The following is a 16,314-nucleotide window of genomic DNA, read 5'->3' on the forward strand; positions in this document are numbered from 1 at the left end:
AACTTTTGTTCCAAAAATGGTGGATAAAAACCAGATTTATATTCTTGCAATTGAATCCTCCTGTGATGACACCTCTGCAGCAGTCCTTTGCAACGATCACGTGCTCAGTAATGTTGTGGCCACACAACAAATACATGAGCAGTATGGTGGGGTTGTTCCAGAACTGGCTTCGCGTGCGCACCAACAAAATATTGTTCCCGTTGTCCATCAGGCTTTGGCCAAGGCAAATATCGACAAAAAACAACTAGCGGCAATAGCATTTACTCGCGGTCCCGGACTGTTGGGCTCATTACTGGTTGGCACCTCATTTGCCAAATCCATGTCCCTTGGATTGGGAATCCCTTTGATTGAGGTAAACCATATGCAAGCACATATTTTGGCCCATTTTATAAAAGATACGGCACAAAAGAGACCTAGCTTTCCCTTTTTGGCGTTGACCATAAGTGGCGGGCACACACAGATTGTCCTGGTCAACGATTTTTTTGATTTGGAAATTTTGGGCCAAACCCTAGATGATGCGGTGGGCGAGGCCTATGACAAAAGTGCCAAGTTACTTGGGCTGCCCTATCCTGGCGGACCCTTACTGGATGCCCATGCACAAATGGGAAATCCTAAGGCATTCCCCTTTCCAAAGCCAAAAGTTGATGGACTTAATTTTAGCTTTAGCGGCTTAAAAACCAGCATTCTTTATTTTATCCAAAGAGAAACTAAAAAACAACCAGACTTTATAACAAATCACTTAAACGACATTTGCGCCTCTATCCAGTTTACCATTCTTGAAATTTTAATGGATAAGTTAAAGGCCGCCGTTGCACAAACTGGGGTAAAAACAATTGCCATTGGAGGCGGGGTTGCTGCCAACTCCGGGATACGCCAACGATTATTGGAGGCAGAAAGCTCCATGGGGTGGTCCACACATATTCCAAAGTTTGAATACTGCACAGACAATGCAGCCATGATCGGCATAGTGGGTTATTATAAATTTTTAAACGACGAATTTTCGGAACAGGGAATCGCAGCAAAGGCCAGATACACCTTATAACATGACACTTTATGCAACTATTTTACAATCCTTCCTTAGACAATAGCTTTAAACAGTTTTATTTTCCGGAAGATGAAAGTAAGCACATTACCAAGGTTTTAAGAAAGACCAATGGTGATATCCTTCACATCACCAACGGTAAAGGCTACCTGTTTAAAGCAGAGATTATTAATGCGGATACCAAGAAGTGTAAGGCGCAGTTAATATCCCAAGAACGAACCATCCCAAGACTGCATTCACTGCACCTTGCCGTGGCACCAACCAAAATGAACGATAGGTTTGAATGGTTTTTAGAAAAGGCCACGGAAATTGGGGTTAACGAAATCACACCAATTTTATGTGAACGGTCTGAACGTAAATCCATAAAACCAGAACGTTTTAACCGTGTTTTGCAGTCTGCCATGAAACAATCCCTACAAACTTTTTTACCACAACTAAACCCCATGATTACATTGGAAGAATTTGTAAAAAACACCAAAGGGGACTTAAAATTTATCGCGCATTGTGAAAAAGAGGAAAAAGTTGAGCTCAAAAGACGCTTACAGGCAGATAAGGATTGTATAGTTCTTATAGGCCCGGAAGGTGATTTTAGCCTTAATGAGATAAACACCGCCTACCAAGAGGGATACATGCCGGTATCACTGGGGAGAAATCGTTTGAGAACGGAGACCGCCGCCATTTATGCCTGTACCGTTGTTGCCATGGTAAACAATTAAATAGCGGTTTTTGCAGCACCTGTGATACCCAATTCTTTATTTTCTACAATAAGCATTAAGGTTAGCACATCGTCTGGCCTTACGGTTACCGGAATATCAATACTAAGTTTACCGTGTCCAGAAGTGGCCTCTTGGTAACTTTCCGCGATAACAATATTGGTGTTTTTTAAGCTTCTATTTCTATTTTCACCCCTGGGTACCGAGGTAACACGCTCATTTATCACTAGTACCGCCCTTAGTAATTTGTTGTCAAGAGCCCCTAGAATCATATACCTAACCTCCACTTTTCCCTTATCCTTTGCGTAGGAAACTATCTTTACACCATTTTCGCTGTTTTGTTGACCAAATTTCCCTATGGCCGCTTGTACTTTTTGTGTATTGGAGCCGACAACATGGGTGGCTCCATTTACCACTAATTGGGGGGTGTAATTGGTATTGGATTTAAACTTACGGTTGTACTCTTGCTGCTTTTTGGTATAAGCTGCTTTACTAAAAGGGTCTTTCCAACCTATGTAATTCCAATAATCCACGTGATAAGAAAGTGCGAACACCTTTTTTGGAAATTGGCTTTTTACTTTCTCTAGCAGCACGTCCGCGGGCGGACAGCTGGAACAACCTTGTGAGGTAAAAAGTTCCAAAACCACTATTGGCGCAAGGGTGTTTTCCACATCTGGTTCCAATGTCTTTTGTGGCATAGGCCCAGAATAGGCCACAATGGCCAATAAGGTCGCCAGCACCATTGAAACACCTATCGTCTTTTTAATCATTTTATGTCTAAATTTGATGTTGTTCCTTTAATCGTGTTCCTATGAAGCAACTTACGGTGGTGTGCCTTGTTTTAACTTTTTTTATGACTGGTACCAATGCACAGCAATTAGGTATTCTTAAGTATGGTGGTGGTGGCGACTGGTACTCCAACCCCACGGCACTACCAAATTTAATAGCGTTTTGCAACCAAGAAATCAATACCACAATAGCACCAAAACCCAGCAGCGTAAGTGCTGGGGATACTGGAATTTTCCAGTATCCCATGCTACATATGACCGGTCACGGCAATGTTTTCTTTTCGGAAGAGGAGGCTGCTAATCTAAGGACCTATCTCTTATCCGGTGGCTTTTTACACATAGACGATAATTATGGAATGAATACCTACTTGCGGAGGGAACTGGTGAAGGTTTTTCCAGATAAACAACTGGAAGAACTTGGGAGTGACCACCCTATTTTCAGCACCGTGTTCGATTTTCCCGACGGATTGCCAAAAATCCATGAACATGATGGAAAACGGTCCCAAGCTTTTGGGATTTTCCACCAAGGCCGATTATTGCTCTTATTTACCTACGAAAGTGATCTTGGGGACGGTTGGGAAGATGCCTCCGTACATAACGACCCAGAAAACGTAAGGCGTAAAGCCCTTGAAATGGGTGCCAATATTATAGCATACGCTTTTAATAATTAATCTAATGAAAGCTACCACCATTGCCAACGGTATTTTAAGGGCCGTGTTTGTGTTATCCGGTATTGTACTGGGTTGCTATTTTTTATATCAGATAAGGTCTGTATTGGGCTATCTGGCCATCGCAGCCGTTATTGCCCTTTTGGGAAGGCCCATTGTACTTTTTTTACGAAGAAAACTTAAACTCCCCAATCTTTTGGCGGTAATCCTCACCATGATGTTGATGCTCGGGGTATTTGTAGGCATTCTAGCCCTTTTTATCCCGTTGATCAATGAGCAGGGCAAAAACCTATCATTATTGGATATTGAAGACTTAAGAAGCAATCTTAACCTCCTCTACGCCCAAATTGTGGACTATTTTGGAATCACCACAAGCAATGTAAATGACATGATAAAAGATTCCGAATTGGAAAAAAACGTATTGGAAGGACTTAACCTTTCCTTTATTCCAAACTTTTTGAACTCATTCTTAAATATTTTAAGCGATTTTAGCGTTGGCTTATTTTCCGTACTATTTATATCCTTCTTCTTTTTAAAGGACAGCAAACTATTTCAAAATGGCATTTTAACATTTGTTCCCAACACCAAGGAAGGTAATATGGTGAAGTCCATTGATAGCATCAATAACTTATTATCAAGATACTTTGGGGGCATTCTTTTACAACTGTTCATCCTCTTTATCGTTTACACAATTACCCTTCTTATAGTAGGGGTCGAAAATGCCATAGTCATCGCGTTTTTATGTTCGCTGTTTAACATCATTCCGTATGTTGGTCCGATCGTTGGCGGCGTCATTATGATTACCCTTACCATGACCAGTTTTCTTGGGGCAGATTTTAGCTCGGTTATCTTGCCCAAGGCCCTTTATGTTTTCATCGGTTTGTTCATCGGCCAACTCATAGACAATTTCTTTTCACAACCGTTTATTTTTTCCAATTCGGTGAAGTCACATCCGTTGGAAATATTCTTGATCATCATCATTTCAGGATTGCTTTTTGGGGTGGTGGGCATGGTCATTGCCGTCCCCGGATACACCGCCATAAAAGTGATTTTAAAGGAGTTTTTAAGCGAAAACAGCTTTGTTAAAAAGCTTACTAAAAATCTATAGTATCACTTTGAATAAAAATATTTTAAATACTGGTGTACAGGATTTTATAAATAATAATTTAAATACTGACATCGTGTCAGTCCTGCTTCAAAAGCCCTTATTTCCAGAGGTGACCCAAAAAGAGCTTGCCGAACAACTGGAAGCGAAGGGAAAGTGCCAAACCAAACTCCCCAGCTGGTTTGCCGCATCAGGAATTTATTACCCCAACAAACTCCATATTGAGCAAACCAGTTCTGAACGGACCGCAGCGTATAAAGCCAAATTGGTAGAAGGCAAAACCCTTGTGGATATTACCGGAGGACTTGGGGTGGACACCCATTTTTTTGCTCAAAAAATAGGAACGGTTTTCCACTTTGAAATCAACAAGGAGCTGTCCAAAATAGCAGCCCACAATGGAAAGGTTTTTAAAACCAAAAACATCTTTTTTAAGGCTGAAAACGGTCTGGATTTTCTGCGGAAATCCGACGCCCTTTTTGATTGGATTTTTGTAGATCCCTCTAGAAGAAGTGATACCAAGGGAAAGGTTTTTTTATTGAAAGATTGCCTACCTAATGTACCAAAAAATCTTGAATTGCTATTTAAAAAGTCCCATCATATCCTCATTAAGACCTCTCCCCTATTAGATATTTCACAGGGGATTTCTGAACTGGACTTTGTAAAGGAAATTCATGTTGTTGCCGTCAAAAACGAAGTTAAAGAGCTTCTTTGGGTTTTGGAGAAGGGGTTTAGTGGAGCTATTAAAATTAAAACGTGTAATTTAAAAAACGATGGGGAGGACATCTTTGAATTCTACCAAAACAATGAATTGGTAGCCCAATCACATTTTGGTATGCCGCAAACTTACCTTTACGTACCCAATGCGGCCATTATGAAGTCTGGAGGATTTAAATCCATAGGACAGCACTACCAGCTTCAAAAACTACAAGAGCACTCACACTTATACACCTCTGAACACCCTATAGCCTTTCCGGGAAGGCGTTTTAAAATTCTTGAAGTCCATGGATTCCACAAAAAACACCTTAAGAAGTGGCACTCACAGCAAGCCAACATAAGCACACGTAACTTTTCTGAAACTGTGGCCCATATCCGCAAAAAGTTTTCCATTAAGGATGGGGGAAGTCATTATCTTTTTTTTACGACGGATGTAAACAATAAGGCTGCCGTGATTCACTGTAAAAAAGAATAGCTTTATGGGCAAAACTGGCCTAAAACCCTATTTTCTCTAAAATGTTGCCCATTAAACAACCTCATCTTTTTAATCTGTGGGACAATGAACCCTTATCTTTAATATGCTGCACCAACGGCAGCCTCACTTGCACTCCCACGTAAAATTTGCCACCTTATCATTACTTCCCGTAGATAAGTTATAATGCCACCATTCTGTACGTATGGACCAAAAACCGTGTTTTTCCATGGTTTCCTTTAGTAATTTTCTGTTATCAAGAATGGTTTGGGGCAAATCTAAATTATCATGATAGGCCCGTTTTCCAAAAAAATCAAAATCGGTTCCCATATCTAGTTCATTACCTTCTAAATCCACTAAGGTAATATCTACGGCACCTCCTTTATTATGGATAGAACCTTTTACAGGGTTTGCCACGTACTGGGGATTGGGAACAATTTTCCACATTTTGTATTGCACATAGTTTGGCCTATAACAATCAAAAAACTTAATCTTGACGCCACTACTCAAAAATTCTTTATTTGCGGCAATCAAGGCTTTTGCTGTTTTTACCCGTGTATAGCACTCTGCGCAATCGTATACTTTGGCCTTTAAAAAGTTGTTTTCCGTAGCGTAGCGCATATCATATGCAAAATCACTACTGAAATCTGCAAGCCGCACAAAGGTGGTATCAGCAAGGCCCTCAAAGGTTTTTAGGGTTGGTGGTTCCACTTTTAGTGGCTTCTTAGTGGCAAGAGTGTCAACCAAAACCGAATCACTCACAACTTCCGGCAACTTTTTTGCCGCTTCTAGAATTTCAGGGCTTGTTTTTGTAATGTTCTTGCAGGATAGCAGTGTTGTACATCCTACTAAAAACCAAATAACTAATTCTTTTGCTTTTGTTGTGCTGCTATCCATTCGTACAATTCTACTGTAGTGTATGCCTTATCCCAGGCGTTATGGCCTACCCCTTCATATCGTGTGTATTTAACATCATGGCCCAATTCCTTTAATCTTTGGACCATAGCGTCTGATTCGCCAACAGGAATGGACTCATCTTCATCACCGTGAAATACCCAAATAGGCAACTCCTTAGCTATCCAATGGGCATATGGGGCGGGGGCCATACCGCAGACCACGGCCAAGGCCGCCCATTTTTCCGGATATTGCACCGCTAAACTCCAAGCCGCGCCGCCACCACGGCTTAGTCCGGTCAAATAGATTCGATTTTCATCCACATTATTGGTTGTGACCACCTCATCTACTAGTTTATTTACCGCCCTGATGTTCCACCATTGCCTTTTATGCGGATTTTGCGGTGCCAACACCAAAAAAGGAAATTCCTTGCCCTGAACCAATAATTTTGGGGGACCGTTCTTTTTTATCAGTTCAAGCTCTTCACCAGACTCACCACCTCCATGAAGAAACACCAATATTCCAAAACCCTTTTCCTTTGATTCATCATACTCTTTTGGATAATAGAGATAATACTCTAATTTTTCTTCGGTTACGGTAACCATTTTCCCCTCAACCAAACGGCTCTGTGCACTGCAGGATAAGGCACAACTGATAACGATGCATAGTAATAGTAATTTATTTATCATCCTTATAAAAATTTATCGGCAATGTCCAACCAAGAATTGGCGCGCTCCAGTCCATCAGTTTTGGTATTATGCGGAGAGGTGAACAAAATTCCCCTTTTCGGGAATTTTCGTAAATGATAACTTCTGTCATCAATGAGCACATCACCATTTAGTATGTACTTTTCCCCACACAAAATCCTATTTTGCCAAGGGATAAAGGGAAAATATTTATCTAGCCAGTCAGATTTTTCTATCAACGAATTAGGGAACTGCATCGCAGCGGAGGCTATAAATACTTGGTGTTTTTCACTTAATTGCTTGAGCACTTCCTGACTGTGTTCAATCACTTTTAAGTTGATGTAATACCCTTTTCTCCGGGCATGGCTTCTTACACTCTCTATATGCTGCTGAGGCACCACTTGCCAAAAGTCCTTACCATCACAATCGGCTTTTGTGAAATTGCCATTAAACTCCTGGTTATAAAGGTCGATATGTCCTTGGTAGGTATCCGCAATCACCTCATCCATATCTACAAAAATGGTCATGCTTTTTTTTTGTGAAGTTCCTTAAAAAGGTGGGAATTGCAAAGAAAAACCATCGCTAATCAATAAAACTTACAAACGTGGTTTGGTGGATTCCCTCACCAGCAAACTGGTTTTTATGATTTTGGTCTTAAAAGGCATTTTACCATCCTTACGTTCTATGCGGTCTATCAGAACCTTTGCAGCGGTCTCACCTACATAACTGCCGTGTTGGCTTATCATGGTCATGGAAGGGGTAACATATTTAGATAATTGGCCATTGGTAAAGCCTATAATGGCGATATCATTGGGTACATGGTATCCCCGGGTCCTTACAATCTGCATTACCTGTACGGCCGTAATCTCGTCCAGTACCATAATAGCGGTAATGGTCTTATAGTTCAATAAAAAGGATAGCGACAGGTCTATATCTGTCTGTTTGTCCACATCCACAATCAATTTAGGGTCAAAAAGAATATCCCGTTCTGCTAAGGCTTTTTTATATCCTTCTATCCTTAGTTGACTAATATTGGATTCAGGGATGGGATTGACAACGGCAACTGATTGGCATTGGGTGTCCAAGAAATACTTAGTCGCTTTGTAACCAGCTTCAACATCATCCACCACCACCTTATCGCAGGCCACATCTTCTATGACCCTATCAAACAAAACCAATTGCATCCCATCTTCCAACAACTGCCCTAGTAACTTTTGATGCACTTTGTATTGCCCCCCTTTTGCCACGGTGGACAGGATAAGGCCATCGACCGCTCCAGATCTTAAAAACTCTAGGGTCTGCTCCTCTTTTTCAAAAGACTCATTGGTACTACAGGTAATGATACTATACCCCTTTTTATTGGCTTCTTTCTCCACCCCAAACAACACCTGCACAAAAAAATAGTTCAGGATATTGGGTATCACCACCCCAATAGTTTTGGTGTTTTTGTTCAATAAACTTATGGCCAGTCTATTGGGGCGGTAATTATGTTCAATGGCGTATGCCTTGATCTGGCTCTTAAGTGACTCACTAATCTCATAGCTATCATGCAACGCTTTGGATACAGTGGAGACCGCCACCCCAAAATGGGCGGCAATTTGCTTTAAGGTCAGTTTGGACATGTACGCTTCACTTTAGCCTTTATTTAGGAGTATTGATTGAGGATATTTTCAAACAACTCTTGCTTTCCACTTGTCTGCTTGGGGTCTCCATTTTCCGATGCAAAATGGTACAAGTCCTCCAACGACAATTTACCTGCCACAAAGTCCGCACCTTTACCTTTATCAAAGGAGTTGTACCGTTTGCCCAATAAATCTTCATAAGGGGATTTTTGCAGGACTGCATCCGCGATGAGTAGCGCTCTGGCAAACGTGTCCGCACCTCCAATATGGGCCAAAAATATATCTTCCAAATCTGTGGAGTTACGTCTGGTCTTGGCATCAAAGTTGATTCCCCCACCTTGTAAACCGCCAGCTTTTAAAAATACCAACATGGCCTCGGCAGTTTCCAATACGTTATTGGGGAACTGGTCCGTATCCCAACCGTTTTGGTAATCCCCACGGTTGGCATCAATACTTCCTAGCATACCCGCATTGGCCGCAACTTGCAGCTCATGCTGAAAGGTATGCTGTGCCAAAGTAGCGTGATTGACCTCAATATTTAATTTAAAATCGTCCTGTAAACCATATTCACGGATGGAGTTAATGGACGTGGCCGCATCAAAATCATATTGGTGCTTGGTAGGCTCCATGGGTTTAGGCTCAATAAAAAAGGTTCCCTTAAAACCTTGTCCCCTTGCATAGTCTTTGGCCATGTTCAAAAACCGACCAATGTTGTCTTGCTCTAACTTCATATCCGTGTTCAAAAGGGACATGTAACCTTCCCTCCCACCCCAGAACACGTAATTTTCGCCACCAAGTGCCATGGTAGCATCAAGGGCAATTTTAACCTGTGCCCCTGCCCTGGCAACCACTTCAAAATCTGGGTTGGAGGCGGCACCATTCATATATCTGGGATTGGAAAAACAATTGGAAGTACCCCAGAGCAACTTAGCACCGGAAGCAGCTTGCTTTTCCTTTAGATAATCCACAATTTTTTCTATTCGTTTTTCTGATTCGGCCAGGGTGGGCGCTTCATCTATTAAATCAAAATCATGAAAACAGTAATAATCAAACCCCATTTTGGTCAAAAACTCAAAGGCCGCATCTGCTTTATCCTTGGCCGCTTGCACAGGGTCACTATCCAACGACCAAGGAAATATCTTGGTACCAGGCCCAAAAGGGTCTCCCCCCGTTCCGCAAAGCGTGTGCCAATAGGCCATGGCAAATTTAAAATGCTCGCGCATGGTTTTACCGGCAACCAACTGGTCCGGATTGTAAAACTTAAATGCCAAAGGATTATCAGAGTCCTTGCCCTCAAATTTAATGGTTCCTATTCCTTTAAAATATTCCTTGTCTCCTAGTAATGCCATGGTAGTTATGATTTATGTATGGTAATTTCTAATTGTTGTTTCCAGTTCTGATAGGCGTTTATAAGCTCTGGGGCTTTTGTCCCGGGCTCAAAAGTGATGACGTGGTCATTTTTGGTATAGGCTGAAAAAGCCGCTTGATCGCCCTCTACCAAGATACAGGCACGTGCTGCACCTATGGCACCCGTAATATTGTAAATTTCAATGGTGCAATTAGTCAAGGTAGCTATAACGTTGGCAAACAACGGAGAACGAAAAAGATTGTCGTTCCCAGCACGCATGGTTTTGGCATGGATACCATCTTCCTGCATAATTTCCATCCCATATACAAAGGCAAAGGCGATACCTTCCAAAGCCGCCCTACATAGATGTGCCTTGGTATGCCTATTTAGATTTAACCCAACAAATTGTGTACCTACTTCTATATTGTTCAACATCCGTTCCGCCCCATTACCAAAAGGAATCACCAACAAACCATCCGAACCGCTTGGCACCGTAGCTGCCAATTCATTCATTTCTTCGTATGAACCAACATCTAAATTATTCAATAGCCATCGGTATTGTATTCCTGCACCATTAATGCACAACAGTTTACCTATATTACGGCAATCCGTTCCATTGTAGTTGACGTGGGCAAAATGGTTGACCCGTAAGGTTTCCTTGACCGCTACATTGTCCGTTACGGCATACACCACGCCAGAGGTTCCGCCCGTAGCGGCTATTTCGCCGGGGTTAAAGACATTTAAGCTAAGGGCATTATTGGGTTGGTCTCCAGATCGGTAACAAATAGGGGTATCCACAGACAGGCCACTGTCCTTGGCACCTTGCTGGGAAACCCGACCCTGAATGCCAAAAGTAGGGACAATATCCGGAATGAGCTGGGGCGAAAAACCAAAGAAGCCCAAAACGTCCTCCGAAACCTGATTTTGTTGAAAATCCCAAAAAATACCTTCGGAAAGTCCAGTTATGGTAGTATTGATGTTACCGCTCAAACGATAGGCGATATAATCCCCAGGAAGCATCACCTTGTGTACCTTAGCAAAAAGCCGTGGCTCGTTTTGTTTGACCCATGCTAATTTGGAAGCCGTGAAGTTTCCAGGAGCGTTTAAAAGCCTTTCATCGCAAGTAACCTTGCCCATGGCTTGATAGGCCGTATTACCTATATCCACTGCCCTGCTATCGCACCAAATGATAGCATCCCGCAAAACCTTACCATCCCGGTCCAAACACACCAACCCGTGCATTTGATAAGCCATGCCAATGCCTAAAATTTTAGTAGCATCTAGTTGTTGGGCTGCCAACAGTTCTTTAATTCCGTTACAAACATGCTGGTACCAGGCTTCAGGATTTTGTTCTGCCCAACCTTTTTCCACTGCTTTCATGGACATTTCTGCTTTAGGTTGCTGCACTAGCGCAATACGCTTACCGGAAGTGATATCCACTAGGCCAATTTTTACGGATGAGCTACCCAAATCTATCCCCAAATAATACATAACTAAAAGGTCTATGGTGGTGTTTTCAAAGTTATAGAAATAGTTTCGTTAGTAGTATGACCAATTACATACACAAGCCGTATTGTCCTTCAACAACACCGTATAGCTAAATCAAACTACTGATTTATAGTTGTTTGAAAAAATACTTAACTACGAAAACGCTTTCGCAAATCTCACAGCAACAGAGGGGCGTATGAGACAACCTTCGCCCTAGAATGGCACTAATACTAGGTTTTAGAAGGTATTTTACTAACTACCTAACAAAAGGAGTTGCTAAATAAAAAATTGATGCTATCCATCATTATGGTTGACCGTTATTCTACCGGTGATTTTTTCTGACTTTCAGTGAAAATAACTCCCTAAACAACAAAAGCAGACTACTTATTTTAGCCTGCTTTTGTTACCTTTTTATCCATTAATATGTGATCGCGATAGGATTCGAACCTATGACCGTCTGCTTAGAAGGCAGATGCTCTATCCAGCTGAGCTACGCGACCTTGTCATCGGTTGCGAAGGTTCCCATCTACCTAGTAAAGGAAAAAAGCGAACTGCGCGACCGTTTTTGCGGTGGCAAATATACGATAACCCATAAATATCATACTAGGATTATGATATAAATTTTATCGTCTCTTGGATGAAAATCCAAAGGGCGTCGGTTTCATTGCATACAGATTTTATAGGATAGCCACATCACATGAATTTCACAACGATTAACTCAGACCTTCTATTTCTCTCATTCTCCTTTTTGGAACATTGTTTCCAATTTTTACAATCGTTAATAAGCTGATCTTCCCCATAGCCTTGGTAAGTCATATTTTGTGGATTAACGCCAAGTAGTACCAGATAGTCAAAAGTAGCTTTTGCACGGGCTTGGGAGAGTTTTTGGTTGTATGTATCGGATGCCTTTGCATCAGTATGTGATTGAATTTCTATTTGTAGCCCGGGATTTTCCTTTAAATACGCTGCTGCCCGCTTTAACACCAAAGCCGCATCCTGTCTGATTTCCGCACTGTCCAAATCAAAAAGTATCGGCTCTAGGCCAAGGCCAGAGATGAGGTCTGCACCATTATTGAAAACAGGCCGTATGGGCTCTTTGGCAAGTTTGACCTCCACTTCATTCACTCGCCCAGGTTTTATGTGAACCGGCAAAGCGCTGGTGGCAAAGCTTTGCTTATTCACCACCAGGCTGGCCCCGGTCGTAGCACAATCTACAGGGACATCAAACATGCCGTTCGCATCACTTGTCATACTGTTTATAATTTTACCGTCCGCATCCACCACCGATATTTGCGCCTCTGCAATGGCACTTTGGGTAATCGCTTCCAATACCCTACCTTTTAAGGTCACCAAACACTCAAATTGTAGGGCTTCATTTTCCTGAAAAGCATAAATATCATCATCTCCCATACCTCCAGTCCGGTTAGAGGCAAAATAACCTTCTCCGGAATTATTGATGATGAATGAAAAATCGTCCTGCTGGCCATTGATAGGTCTACCCAGATTTAAGACCTCCATACTGGAACCGTCTAATTTTGTTGCAAATACGTCCAGACCCCCAAGACCCGGATGTCCATCTGATGCAAAGTACAAGGTGCTCCCAACCACATAGGGAAACGTTTCCCTGCTTTCGGTATTCACGGTGGTTCCTAAATTGGTGGGCTTGCCATAGGAGCCGTCATCATTTATGGTTACACTAAAAATGTCCGAGGCTCCCAAACTACCCGGCATATCCGAGGAAAAGTAAAGCATTTTCCCATCTGCACTTAACGCGGGATGTGCAACGGAATAGCCATCTTCATTAAAGGGCAACTCCGTAATATTCGTCCATTTGTCCGCAATCCGCTCCGCTTTAAAAATCTTTAATCTACTTATGCCTTTCCCATCTCTTTTAAAACGATTGTTATCCGCATTATTCCTAGTAAAATAAACGGTTTTGCCATCTGGGGTAAATACTGCGGAGGATTCATGGGTTTTTGAGTTCAATTCTGACGGGAAGCGTTCAATTTTACCCAAATCGCCATTTTCATCTTTGGTGACCAAATACAAATTCAAAAAAGCCCCTTTGTTCCATTGATGGATTTTTCTTGAGGTGATACCGGTATCCCTTGCCGTTGCAAACGCAATACCGTCTTTATGGAATGCAGGTGAAAAATCGGAGACAGCGGAATTTATGATAAGGTTTTTTATCGCGTACCGTCCAGAGTTTGCCTCGATTGTCTTTAAATAGTCTTTTTTATCTTTGAACAACACCGCTCTATTATCCTTTGAACTGGCTTCCTTAAAGCGTTCCATCACCTTATCTGAAGCCTTATAATCACCTGTAGATTTTAAGACCTGCGCGTACCTGTACAAATATTCGCTTTCCATATCCGGTCCCAGTAGCTCTAGCAGTTTGCCATACCATCTTGCGGCTTCCGCATACTGGGCGTTTAAATAATTTGCGTTACCTAAGCTCGCGTAGATTTCCTGTTCTGAGTAGCCCTCCTTTACCAATTCTTCATAACTGGCAATGGCATCCATAAAGGCATAGTCCTCAAATTTCTTTTGTGCACGGTTTATCTTTCCTTCTTGTCCTAGCAGCGATGTGCTTATGAATAGGAAAGTCACCATAAATAATTGTATCTTCTTTGTCATGGCTTAAAAGAATCTTGGGGTTAACACTTTACGATATCTGGTCTTAAGTTCATACCTGAGGAACACCTCAAAAGAACCATCATTAAACTGGGTTCCGCCTAGGGCCGTGGTTTCACGGTCATAGGCCAAGCCTATCATCAATTGATCGGACAATTGCATCCCTACCAATGCGCTTACCGCGGCGCTCCACCTGTAGGCGGCACCAAAGGAAAATTTGTCCCTAAAGAGAAAATTGGCAGACACATCTGCCTGTAAGGGAGCCCCTTGCACCGCTTTGAGCAGAATGGCTGGCTTAAATTTTAAATCATAGTTGACATCAAAGACATACCCAGTTATGAGGTACCAGTTCATACGTTCCTGGGCAAGAAAGGAATTTCCCCCAGAACCAGATCTATCAAAATGCTCAGTTTCCAAAAAATTGGGGACTGACAGACCGGCATAAAACTTATCTGTATGGTAATAAACACCGGCACCAAAATTAGGGGAAAATTTATTGTCAATATTTACTGGTGATGATGGGGTTCCTTGGTTCTGAAAATTCCGAAGCCGATTAAAGTCAACGTTCAAAAAATGTCCTCCCGCCTTTAATCCAAAGGATAACTTACCCGTCTCACCGGTGGGCACGGTATATGAGATGGCACCATCAAAATACGTATCTTGATTGGTACCGTTACCTATTTCATCATTGACCACAGAGAGCCCCAACCCCACACGCTCACTCACGGGGGTATGAAAATTAAGCGTCTGTGTCCTAGGCGCACCATCTAGGCCAACCCATTGGGAGCGGTGAAGGGCAGCAATACTAAATACACCCCTAGATCCAGCATAGGCAGGATTTACGGATAGGGTGTTATACATATATTGTGTATACTGGGCGTCCTGTTGGGCGTGCAACTGCAAAAGAAACCCAACACTAAAAACAAGTGATATAATTACTTTTTTCATCTTAGTCTGTTTTTCTTTTGATTATCGATTGATATATAAGTATCCCGTTCTTGACCTTGCATCACCATCGGTGGTATAGTTGACAATATAATAGTACACGCCAACCGGCAATTCCTGTGACTGTTGTACAGTGGCCCTACCATTGCTAATACCCCTAAAAGCATTGGAAGCATTGTCGTAACCTCTGACTTCAAACACCTTTACCCCCCATCGGTTATAAATCTCCACAGTGTTTTCAGGGAAGGATTCAATATTGGTTATTCGGAAAATACCGCCATCAATATTGGGATCTACCAAGTCATTTTCAATAGCGATGTCACAAGCCAACTCTGGAGGTGGTGAACCTCCTCTAGAACTACAACCGTCCAAAGGATCGGTACCGTCCAGTACTTCCTGACCGTCATTTATGCCATCACCATCCGTATCTGCCATGTCAGGATCGGTACCTATGGCTACCTCCTCATCGTTGGTAAGGCCATCTTGGTCACAATCACTTGTGCCCAATGGTGTGCCGTTGATAGAATCACAGTCGTCCAATGGATTGGTATCATCAACCACTTCTTGCCCATCATCAATACCGTCCCCATCTGAATCTGGATTATTGGGGTCTGTTCCCAGTAGTTCTTCCTCCGCATCGGTAAGTCCGTCACCATCACTATCACAAAGCGGATTACCATTATCTGGGTCACAGGCATTTAAGGGGTCTGAACCGTTTGCCACTTCTTCGCCATCGGGAATACCATCACCATCGGAATCTGGCTCATTAGGGTCAGTTCCCGCAGTGGCTTCTTCGTTATTGGTCAGGCCGTCATTATCACAATCGGCCGTTCCCAGCGGTGTTCCGCCAACCGAATCACAGGAATCGTTCGGGTCCGTGCCATCCAAGGCCTCTTGGCCATCAGAAATACCATCTCCGTCCGTATCCACATTGTTGGGGTCAGTGGTGTTACCATTAGGGTCTGCCGGTGTGCTTGGGTCGTCCACGCCAGTGGCCTCCTCATCATTGGTCAGGCCATCATTATCACAATCGGCCGTTCCCAGCGGTGTTCCGCCCACCGAATCACAGGAATCGTTCGGGTCCGTACCATCCAAGGCCTCTTGGCCATCAGAAATACCATCTCCGTCCGTATCCGCATTGTTGGGGTCCGTTGTCTCCCCATTGGGGTCTGCCGGGGTGCTTGGGTCGTCCACG

Annotated in this window: 15 protein-coding genes and 1 tRNA gene; 5 read left to right on the forward strand and 11 right to left on the reverse strand. The window is 42.7% G+C overall.

All coding sequences use genetic code 11. The annotated features are described in order from the left end of the window. Positions 1-16: 16 nt before the first annotated feature. Positions 17-1,042 (forward strand): tRNA (adenosine(37)-N6)-threonylcarbamoyltransferase complex transferase subunit TsaD, encoded by a 1,026-nt coding sequence (gene tsaD / locus I595_RS16190; RefSeq protein WP_054560500.1) that lies wholly within the window; start codon positions 17-19, stop codon positions 1,040-1,042. Between the two features lie 11 nt (positions 1,043-1,053). Next, positions 1,054-1,758 carry a 16S rRNA (uracil(1498)-N(3))-methyltransferase gene (locus I595_RS16195; RefSeq protein ID WP_054560501.1) on the forward strand — a complete coding sequence of 235 codons (705 nt, stop codon included), beginning with the start codon at positions 1,054-1,056 and terminating at the stop codon, positions 1,756-1,758. Here the strand turns inward: I595_RS16195 and I595_RS16200 are convergent. Beyond that, complete coding sequence (locus I595_RS16200) at positions 1,755-2,525, reverse strand: DUF1223 domain-containing protein (protein WP_054560502.1); 771 nt, start codon at positions 2,523-2,525, stop codon at positions 1,755-1,757. The two genes, I595_RS16195 and I595_RS16200, sit on opposite strands and share 4 nt — an antisense overlap. A gap of 41 nt (positions 2,526-2,566) precedes the next feature. Between I595_RS16200 and I595_RS16205 the strand changes: the two genes are divergently transcribed. The 3 genes from I595_RS16205 to I595_RS16215 all read left to right on the forward strand — a co-directional run bounded on the left by I595_RS16205 (position 2,567) and on the right by I595_RS16215 (position 5,505). Then, positions 2,567-3,214: a DUF4159 domain-containing protein gene (locus tag I595_RS16205; protein ID WP_054560503.1), complete on the forward strand. Its 648-nt coding sequence runs from the start codon at positions 2,567-2,569 to the stop codon at positions 3,212-3,214. A 4-nt stretch (positions 3,215-3,218) separates the two neighbouring features. Then, complete coding sequence (locus I595_RS16210; protein WP_054560504.1) at positions 3,219-4,319, forward strand: AI-2E family transporter; 1,101 nt, start codon at positions 3,219-3,221, stop codon at positions 4,317-4,319. Positions 4,320-4,392: 73 nt separating this feature from the next. Further along, the gene (locus tag I595_RS16215; RefSeq protein WP_316934169.1) at positions 4,393-5,505 is read left to right on the forward strand and encodes a THUMP-like domain-containing protein; all 1,113 of its coding nucleotides are present in this window, start codon (positions 4,393-4,395) and stop codon (positions 5,503-5,505) included. A 123-nt stretch (positions 5,506-5,628) separates the two neighbouring features. Here I595_RS16215 and I595_RS16220 read toward each other — a convergent pair whose 3' ends face one another. The 10 genes from I595_RS16220 to I595_RS16265 form a co-directional block, all read right to left on the reverse strand. After that, positions 5,629-6,399 carry a M15 family metallopeptidase gene (locus I595_RS16220; protein ID WP_054560505.1) on the reverse strand — a complete coding sequence of 257 codons (771 nt, stop codon included), beginning with the start codon at positions 6,397-6,399 and terminating at the stop codon, positions 5,629-5,631. Next, positions 6,366-7,085 (reverse strand): carboxylesterase family protein, encoded by a 720-nt coding sequence (locus I595_RS16225; RefSeq protein ID WP_054560506.1) that lies wholly within the window; start codon positions 7,083-7,085, stop codon positions 6,366-6,368. Before I595_RS16225 ends, I595_RS16220 begins: the two co-directional genes overlap by 34 nt. Before the next feature lie 2 nt (positions 7,086-7,087). Further along, positions 7,088-7,609, reverse strand: a complete 522-nt coding sequence (locus tag I595_RS16230) for a 5' nucleotidase, NT5C type (RefSeq protein WP_054560507.1) — start codon at positions 7,607-7,609, stop codon at positions 7,088-7,090. 69 nt (positions 7,610-7,678) lie between these two features. Then, positions 7,679-8,704 carry a LacI family DNA-binding transcriptional regulator gene (locus I595_RS16235; RefSeq protein WP_054560508.1) on the reverse strand — a complete coding sequence of 342 codons (1,026 nt, stop codon included), beginning with the start codon at positions 8,702-8,704 and terminating at the stop codon, positions 7,679-7,681. Between the two features lie 23 nt (positions 8,705-8,727). Further along, on the reverse strand, positions 8,728-10,053 hold the full coding sequence (gene xylA, locus I595_RS16240; protein ID WP_054560509.1) for a xylose isomerase: 1,326 nt from the start codon (positions 10,051-10,053) through the stop codon (positions 8,728-8,730). Between the two features lie 5 nt (positions 10,054-10,058). Further along, on the reverse strand, positions 10,059-11,543 hold the full coding sequence (locus tag I595_RS16245; protein ID WP_054560510.1) for a xylulokinase: 1,485 nt from the start codon (positions 11,541-11,543) through the stop codon (positions 10,059-10,061). 423 nt (positions 11,544-11,966) lie between these two features. Further along, positions 11,967-12,040: transfer RNA gene (locus I595_RS16250), tRNA-Arg, on the reverse strand. A 193-nt stretch (positions 12,041-12,233) separates the two neighbouring features. Then, positions 12,234-14,177: an OmpA family protein gene (locus I595_RS16255; RefSeq protein WP_054560511.1), complete on the reverse strand. Its 1,944-nt coding sequence runs from the start codon at positions 14,175-14,177 to the stop codon at positions 12,234-12,236. A gap of 3 nt (positions 14,178-14,180) precedes the next feature. Then, on the reverse strand, positions 14,181-15,122 hold the full coding sequence (locus tag I595_RS16260) for a PorP/SprF family type IX secretion system membrane protein (RefSeq protein ID WP_054560512.1): 942 nt from the start codon (positions 15,120-15,122) through the stop codon (positions 14,181-14,183). 21 nt (positions 15,123-15,143) lie between these two features. After that, positions 15,144-16,314 (reverse strand): gliding motility-associated C-terminal domain-containing protein (locus I595_RS16265; RefSeq protein WP_172675970.1); only part of this gene is annotated, 1,171 nt, incomplete at its 5' end.

This window comes from Croceitalea dokdonensis DOKDO 023, assembly GCF_001306415.1.
GTDB lineage: Bacteria > Bacteroidota > Bacteroidia > Flavobacteriales > Flavobacteriaceae > Croceitalea > Croceitalea dokdonensis.